Origin of the sequence: uncultured Streptococcus sp. (genome assembly GCF_963545685.1) — a bacterium.
Classification (GTDB): Bacteria; Bacillota; Bacilli; order Lactobacillales; family Streptococcaceae; genus Streptococcus.
In genome coordinates, this window is record NZ_CAUUKN010000061.1 from 1 (window position 1) to 7121 (window position 7121).

At 37.1% G+C, this 7121-nt stretch carries 8 protein-coding genes; 2 read left to right on the plus strand and 6 right to left on the minus strand.

Features of this window, described 5'->3' with window-relative positions; translation table 11 throughout:
• From RWZ99_RS08275 to glmS, 4 genes are all read right to left on the minus strand, one after another.
• On the minus strand, positions 1–365 hold a 365-nt coding region (locus tag RWZ99_RS08275), incomplete at its 3' end, for an ATP-binding cassette domain-containing protein (RefSeq protein ID WP_314677936.1).
• 8 nt (positions 366–373) lie between these two features.
• Entirely contained in the window at positions 374–1015 is a 642-nt protein-coding gene (locus RWZ99_RS08280; RefSeq protein WP_002891087.1) for an amino acid ABC transporter permease, read from the minus strand.
• 196 nt (positions 1016–1211) lie between these two features.
• Positions 1212–1544: a zinc ribbon domain-containing protein YjdM gene (locus RWZ99_RS08285; RefSeq protein ID WP_002891088.1), complete on the minus strand. Its 333-nt coding sequence runs from the start codon at positions 1542–1544 to the stop codon at positions 1212–1214.
• A 115-nt stretch (positions 1545–1659) separates the two neighbouring features.
• A complete protein-coding gene (gene glmS, locus RWZ99_RS08290) occupies positions 1660–3468 on the minus strand; it encodes a glutamine--fructose-6-phosphate transaminase (isomerizing) (RefSeq protein ID WP_314677946.1) in 1809 nt (602 codons plus the stop codon).
• A 207-nt stretch (positions 3469–3675) separates the two neighbouring features.
• Between glmS and RWZ99_RS08295 the strand changes: the two genes are divergently transcribed.
• Positions 3676–4584, plus strand: coding sequence for a LysR family transcriptional regulator (locus tag RWZ99_RS08295; protein ID WP_314677948.1), 909 nt, complete (start codon positions 3676–3678; stop codon positions 4582–4584).
• A gap of 76 nt (positions 4585–4660) precedes the next feature.
• On the opposite strand, the gene RWZ99_RS08300 is transcribed toward RWZ99_RS08295, so the two are convergent.
• Entirely contained in the window at positions 4661–5374 is a 714-nt protein-coding gene (locus RWZ99_RS08300) for a glucosaminidase domain-containing protein (protein WP_314677950.1), read from the minus strand.
• 173 nt (positions 5375–5547) lie between these two features.
• Between RWZ99_RS08300 and RWZ99_RS08305 the strand changes: the two genes are divergently transcribed.
• On the plus strand, positions 5548–6555 hold the full coding sequence (locus RWZ99_RS08305; RefSeq protein WP_314677952.1) for a YeiH family protein: 1008 nt from the start codon (positions 5548–5550) through the stop codon (positions 6553–6555).
• 56 nt (positions 6556–6611) lie between these two features.
• On the opposite strand, the gene RWZ99_RS08310 is transcribed toward RWZ99_RS08305, so the two are convergent.
• A complete protein-coding gene (locus tag RWZ99_RS08310; RefSeq protein WP_314677954.1) occupies positions 6612–6926 on the minus strand; it encodes a hypothetical protein in 315 nt (104 codons plus the stop codon).
• Positions 6927–7121: the final 195 nt, after the last annotated feature.

A 7121-nucleotide genomic window follows, 5' to 3' on the forward strand; every position in this document is an offset into this window, starting at 1 on the left:
CCTAAACGGTCAAGTAGAGTTTGAGCTTTTTTCTGGGCATCTTCCTTAGACATTCCCATCGTCTTAATTGGCGAAAGGGTTAGGTTATCTAAGACAGTCAAGTGAGGAAACAGTTGAAAATCCTGAAAGACAAAACCTAGCAAGTTACGACTTTCCATCTGATCCAAGGGAATCTCTTCATTTTCATAAATAATTTGCCCTGAATCAATGGTTTCAAGTCCTGCGAGCATACGCAAAAGAGTTGTTTTACCACCACCAGAAGGTCCGACAATAGCCAATATCTTCCCCTCTTCGACAGTTAGATTATAGTTATCAAAAATTTTGTGTTGACCAAATTGCTTGGAAATATTTTTTAATTCTAACATAAGGTCTCCTATTTATAATAGTTGAATTTCTTTTCGATATGTTTAGAAGCTACAGTCACTACACCTACAAGGATAAGATAGATGGCTCCAGCCACAAACATCGGTGCTAAGGTCGCATCACGGTTAGCAGCGGTACGACTTTCCAAAAGGAGGTCTCCAACCCCAAGCACATAAACCAATGATGAATCCTTAACCAAGTTAATAATCTCGTTAAAGATACTTGGCAAGACAATCTTAACCACCTGAGGAAGGATGATATAACGGATGGTTTGAAAAGGACTAAGTTTAAGCATTTTAGCTGCTTCATATTGTCCTTTCGGAATAGCCAATATTCCTCCACGGAAAATCTCTGCGAAATAAGCAGCATAATTAAGCGTAAAAGCAAGAATAGCAGCCGGAAGGCGGTCAAAGACAATCCCTACACTCGGAAGAACATAATAAACGAAGATTAATTGTAAAAGGAGCGGTGTTCCACGCATAATCCAAACGTAAAGGGTTAGCAACCAATTTAAAGGTTTGAATTTAATCTGCATTAAGAAAGCAAGTACAATCCCTAGTGGAATCGACAGTACGATAACAATGAAAAATACTTGAAGTGTGACTACCGCACCGTTTAACAGGGCTGGTAATACTTCCAAAACGTATGACATATAAACTCCTATAATTATTTAGTATTACTGAATATTATACCAAAAATAACAAAAAAATGGTATAAGTTTTTAAAAATATTAAAAGGAGTGAGACTGAACTCTCTCTAAAAATTGAGTTCTCATTCTCACTCCTCAAAGACTTAAATAATCTGGAAAACTCTAGGTCTTAAAAAATTTACCTACTTAATCCGTATTTTTAGATTTTCTTAACAAATTCTGATTTAAGTTTCATGGCACCAAAACCATCAATCTTACAATCAATGTTGTGGTCACCTTCAACCAAGCGAATATTTTTAACACGTGTTCCTTGCTTGATATCTTTCGGAGCACCCTTAACTTTCAAATCTTTGATAACTGTAACAGTATCTCCGTCAGCAAGACGTGTCCCATTGCTATCAAGAACCACAAGTCCTTCTTCTTCTGCAACTTCGTTTGGATCCCACTCATAGGCACATTCCGGACATACTAGCAAGATTCCATCTTCATAAACATACTCTGAGTTACATTTTGGACAATTTGGTAATGACATAATTCTCTCCTAAGATTGTGATATAAATACTATTCTACTTTAGATTACTTAATTAAGCAAGGGTGAAAACAAGAAAAGCAAAACATCCCTTACAATGTAAGAGATGTTAGTATTTTTATTCAACTGTAACTGATTTAGCTAAGTTACGTGGTTTATCGACGTCGAGTCCACGGTGAAGCGTCGCAAAATAAGCAATTAATTGTGTCGGTACCACCATTGAAATTGGTGATAAGTAAGGGTGAACATTATTAAGAACAATGTCATCACCTTCCTTAGCAACGTTTTCCTCAGCAATGGTCAACACTTTAGCACCACGCGCTGCCACTTCTTGGATATTACCACGAGTGTGGCTAGCTAGTACAGAATCAGACAAGAGGGCAATAACTGGGGTACCATCTTCGATAAGAGCGATTGTACCATGTTTCAACTCACCTGCTGCGAAACCTTCACATTGGATATATGAGATTTCTTTCAATTTAAGACTTGCTTCCATAGCAACATAGTAATCTTGACCACGACCGATATAGAAAGCATTTCGTGTTTCTGAAAGAAGAGCTGCCACCTTCTCATCAATCACTTCTTTTTCAGCGAGTGTTGATTCGATAGATTGTGCTACAAGTGACAATTGATGTACCAAATCGAATGCTTTAGCTTTTTCATTACCATTAGCTTCACCGACTGCTTTAGCCAAGAAGGCAAGGGCTGCAATCTGAGCTGTGTAAGCTTTAGTAGAAGCTACGGCAATTTCTGGTCCAGCATGAAGAAGCATTGTGTGGTCAGCTTCACGAGAAAGAGTAGATCCCGGAACGTTTGTCACTGTCAAACTTGGAATGCCCAACTCGTTAGCTTTAACAAGAACCTGACGACTATCTGCTGTTTCACCTGATTGACTAATAAAGACAAAGAGAGGTTTCTTGCTAAGGAGTGGCATACCATAACCCCACTCAGAAGAAATACCAAGCTCAACAGGAGTATCTGTCAACTCTTCAAGCATCTTCTTAGAGGCAAAACCGGCATGATAAGAAGTTCCTGCTGCGAGGATATAGATGCGGTCAGCTTCTTGAACAGCCTTGATAATTTCAGCATCTACAGTCACTTGACCCTTGTCATCTGTGTAAGCTTGGATGAGCTTACGCATCACTGTTGGTTGCTCATCGATTTCTTTGAGCATATAGTAAGGGTATGTTCCTTTACCAATATCAGAAAGATCAAGCTCAGCCGTATAGCTATCACGTTCTTTAACATTGCCATCATAATCTTGAACTTCGACGCTATCAGCTTTAACGATAACCAACTCTTGATCGTGAATTTCCATGTATTGATTTGTTTCACGAATCATAGCCATAGCGTCTGAGCAGACCATGTTATAACCATCACCAAGACCAATTAAAAGTGGTGATTTGTTTTTAGCTACATAAATTGTTGATGCATCTTCAGAATCCATGAGGGCAAATGCATACGATCCACGGATAATGTTGAGAGCCTTCTTGAAAGCTTCAATAGTTGACAAACCGTCTTCTTCAACAAATTTACCAATCAAGTGAACAGCAATTTCAGTATCGGTTTGACCTTTGAAATGATGACCAGAAAGGTATTCTTCCTTAATTTCAAGATAGTTTTCAATAACACCGTTGTGAACCAAAACGAAACGTTCTGTTTCTGAGCGATGTGGATGAGCATTGTCTTCTGTTGGTTTCCCATGAGTCGCCCAACGAGTATGTCCGATACCTGCAGTACCTTCTACTCCTTCAGTTTTAGCAGCAAGTTCCGCAATACGGCCAACAGCTTTAACCAATTGACTCGATGTTCCACCAGCTACAAAGATACCGGCTGAATCGTAACCACGGTATTCTAGCTTTTCAAGTCCTTGAATCAAGATATCAGTTGCATTTGTGTTACCTACAACACCAACAATTCCACACATATTTTTAATAATAACCTCAAATCAAAGAGGTCATGTCTCCTTCATTTAAAATTGGTATAGTCAATAAGCTCTTTAAAAAGCTTAACGAAGACAGTATATTCCATATATTTAACATTGTCAAGCATAAAAATTGGTATAGTCCTAAAAAGACTTTTTACTCGCTTCTTATCCTAAGGTATAATCCTTAAAGTATGCTATAATAAGGCTATGCGAATTCAACAATTACATTATATTATCAAAATCGTCGAAACTGGCTCAATGAATGAAGCCGCAAAACAACTTTTCATTACACAACCAAGTCTTTCAAACGCTGTCCGCGATTTGGAAAGAGAAATGGGAATTGACATCTTTATCCGTAACCCTAAGGGAATCACCTTAACCAAGGATGGGGTTGAATTTCTATCATATGCTCGTCAGGTAGTAGAACAAACTAATCTCTTAGAAGAACGTTACAAGAGTCACACAGAGACACGTGAATTGTTTAGTGTTTCTTCTCAACACTACGCTTTTGTCGTCAATGCCTTTGTCTCACTTCTCAAGAGAGCTGATATGACACGTTACGAGCTCTTCTTACGTGAAACTCGTACCTACGAGATTATCGAAGACGTTAAGAACTTCCGTTCAGAAATTGGTGTGCTCTTCCTTAATAGCTATAACCGAGATGTCTTGACTAAGATGTTTGACGATAACCGACTCACCTATACAAGTCTCTTTAAAGCTCGACCTCATATCTTTGTTAGCAAGTCAAATCCTTTGGCCAAGCATAAAGTGGTCTCATTGGAAGATTTAGAGGACTTTCCATACCTTAGTTACGATCAAGGGATTCATAATTCCTTCTATTATTCTGAAGAGATTCTCTCACAAATCCCCCATAAAAAGTCGATTGTGGTTTCAGACCGTGCAACACTTTTTAACCTATTAATTGGTTTGGATGGATACACAATTGCCACTGGTATCTTAAATAGTAATTTAAATGGCGACAATATCGTCTCTATTCCACTAGATATTGATGATGAAATTGATATTGTTTACTTGAAACATGAAAAGGCAACTCTCTCTAAAATGGGAGAAAAATTCTTGGATAACCTTGTTAAGGAAGTCACTTTTGAAAACTAATATAAGAGCTACTTAGTCCCCACCACATAAGGTTGGGGATTTTTTATCGCTCAAAAAAAGAGCCTTTCAGCTCTTTTTATTTATAATTTTTATAGCTTGCCCAAGCCTCATCTATAGATAAGGTCTCAGCATCTGTGTACGATCCTCTATAACTATTCCAAACAAGACCGTTACTTGAACCTGTTGCCTGGGTAACAGGAGCTTGGTCGTAGATAGTAAGACCATAGTATGCAATAATACTATTTAACTTAGAAGCATAAAGACTGTCTGTAGCATAGGTTCCTGTGAGTGCCTGAGTAGCATCAGCATAGCTACTGGTATTTGATTTCCAAGTACCTGAATAAGTAGATGACGTCATCAAAGTAGCATAATCTGCTAGCGAATCACTCAGACTTCCATATGAACGGAAGGGCTCGTCAATCTCGTAAGTATTTCCTGTACCATCATCTTCCCAAGTACGCATTGTAACAGAATTCCCATTATAAGAACCCTTAATACCAAAGAAGTTGTAATAAGGAGCTTGACTCAAACCAGACTGACCTGAATTTGATTCCAGAATTGCTTGAGCAATTAGAACAGAGGCATAGATATTGTAGTCTTGACCAATCTGTCGCGCAGTTTCACCGATACTATCAATAAAAGCTGTCGTAGTTTGGTTATAGGCAGCTTCAGCTTTAGCATTGACACTATTATCATTTTTTCTGTCTGTTGTAAAAGCCAACACCAAAAATAGTGAACAGATAAAAGCCCCCACGATGAAAACAAAATACTTCTTTAAATGACGATACATACAACCCTTCCTTCATAAAAAAATAAATTATAATATTTTAATACTATTCTATCAAAAAAACTAACACCCCGCAACCTTATTACCTAGTTTTTGCTGAGAAATAAGGCAGAAGTCACCTTTACATCATATTTATAATAGGCTATAATATAGTCAACTTTTAAGGAGGTATCTTAATGAAAATAAAAGAATCCTTACCTGGAATAAGTATTTCAATACTTATATCAATCCTAGCTTGGTATCTTGGAAACTTATTTCCTATTATTGGAGGACCTGTCATTGGACTTTTTATCGGACTCTTATTAGCTAGTCTACTGATAAATCAAAAAAGATTTATAGTAGGGATGCAATTCACATCAAAAAAAGTATTACAATACGCAGTTATTCTTCTTGGTTTTGGATTAAATCTTTCTCAAGTCTTCAACGTCGGTTTAACATCTCTCCCCATTATTTTAGCGACTATTGCTACAGCACTGATTACTGCTTATTTCATCCATAAGCTATTTAAATTAGATAGTGAAATCGCAACTTTAGTAGGAGTTGGATCATCTATCTGCGGTGGTTCTGCTATTGCAGCCACTGCACCTGTTATCAAGGCCAAAGATGAGTCCATTGCAACTGCAATCTCTGTTATTTTCTTTTTCAACATTTTGGCAGCTCTACTTTTTCCTCACTTAGGCTCTTGGTTAAATCTCAGTAATCAGGGTTTTGCTATCTTTGCTGGAACAGCTGTTAATGATACATCCTCTGTAACTGCTACTGCTAGTTCATGGGATAGCTTACATGGAACATCCATCCTAGAGCAGGCAACGATTGTCAAACTAACAAGGACACTTGCTATCATTCCTATTACTCTAGGTCTCTCTATTTGGCAGTCAAAAAAAGATAATACAAAGGAAAAGTTTTCTCTGACTAAAGCAATTCCAAACTTCATCCTTTGGTTCCTGTTGGCTTCACTCGTTACAACCATAACGATGTCTATGGGTGTCCCATCAGCTATCTTCGCTCCTTTAAAAGACCTTTCAAAATTCATGATTATCATGGCCATGACAGCTATCGGTTACCAAACAAATCTCAAAAAACTAATTACTAAGGGAGGTTCTGCTCTATTAGTGGGAGGGCTTTGTTGGTTATTAATTAGTGTCGTTTCACTCCTCATGCAAAAACTATTAGGACTTTGGTAAAATAAATAGAAAGCTCACAAACTTGCTTAGTTTGTGAGCTTTATTTTATTGTATAGTTATTTTTTATATTCAAAAATATAGGTTTGAATAACCTTATCTCCCTCATTTGTCACTCTCAGATCAACATCATAGTTATTGGTTTCACCACTTATGTCTTGAACCTTATAAATACCATCCTTCTTTACTGAGGAAGGAGATACTTGACCAGAATAATGGTTTACTTCAAGAACTGAAGTGCTCTCTGGAGATAAGCTAATTAAACCACTTAAAGAATAAAATCCATAAAAAATAAAACCTAAAAGGCTCAGTGAAGCAAGGCTCACAAAATAATACTTGAAAAAAGCCCCCAATTTCAACCCCTGTTTACTCACTTAGTTATTATCTTCCTTTAATTTACATTATTTTTATTAGAGTATCTTCAAATTTTATTTTACACACATTGGGGGATTTTGTCAAATTATTTGATATTTAAAACATAAACTAAATTTCTTGACATATCAAAAACCGTCAGCAATCTAACGGCAATTTTTTATATCTGAGATAACGTATTCAAGACGGCTATAAAG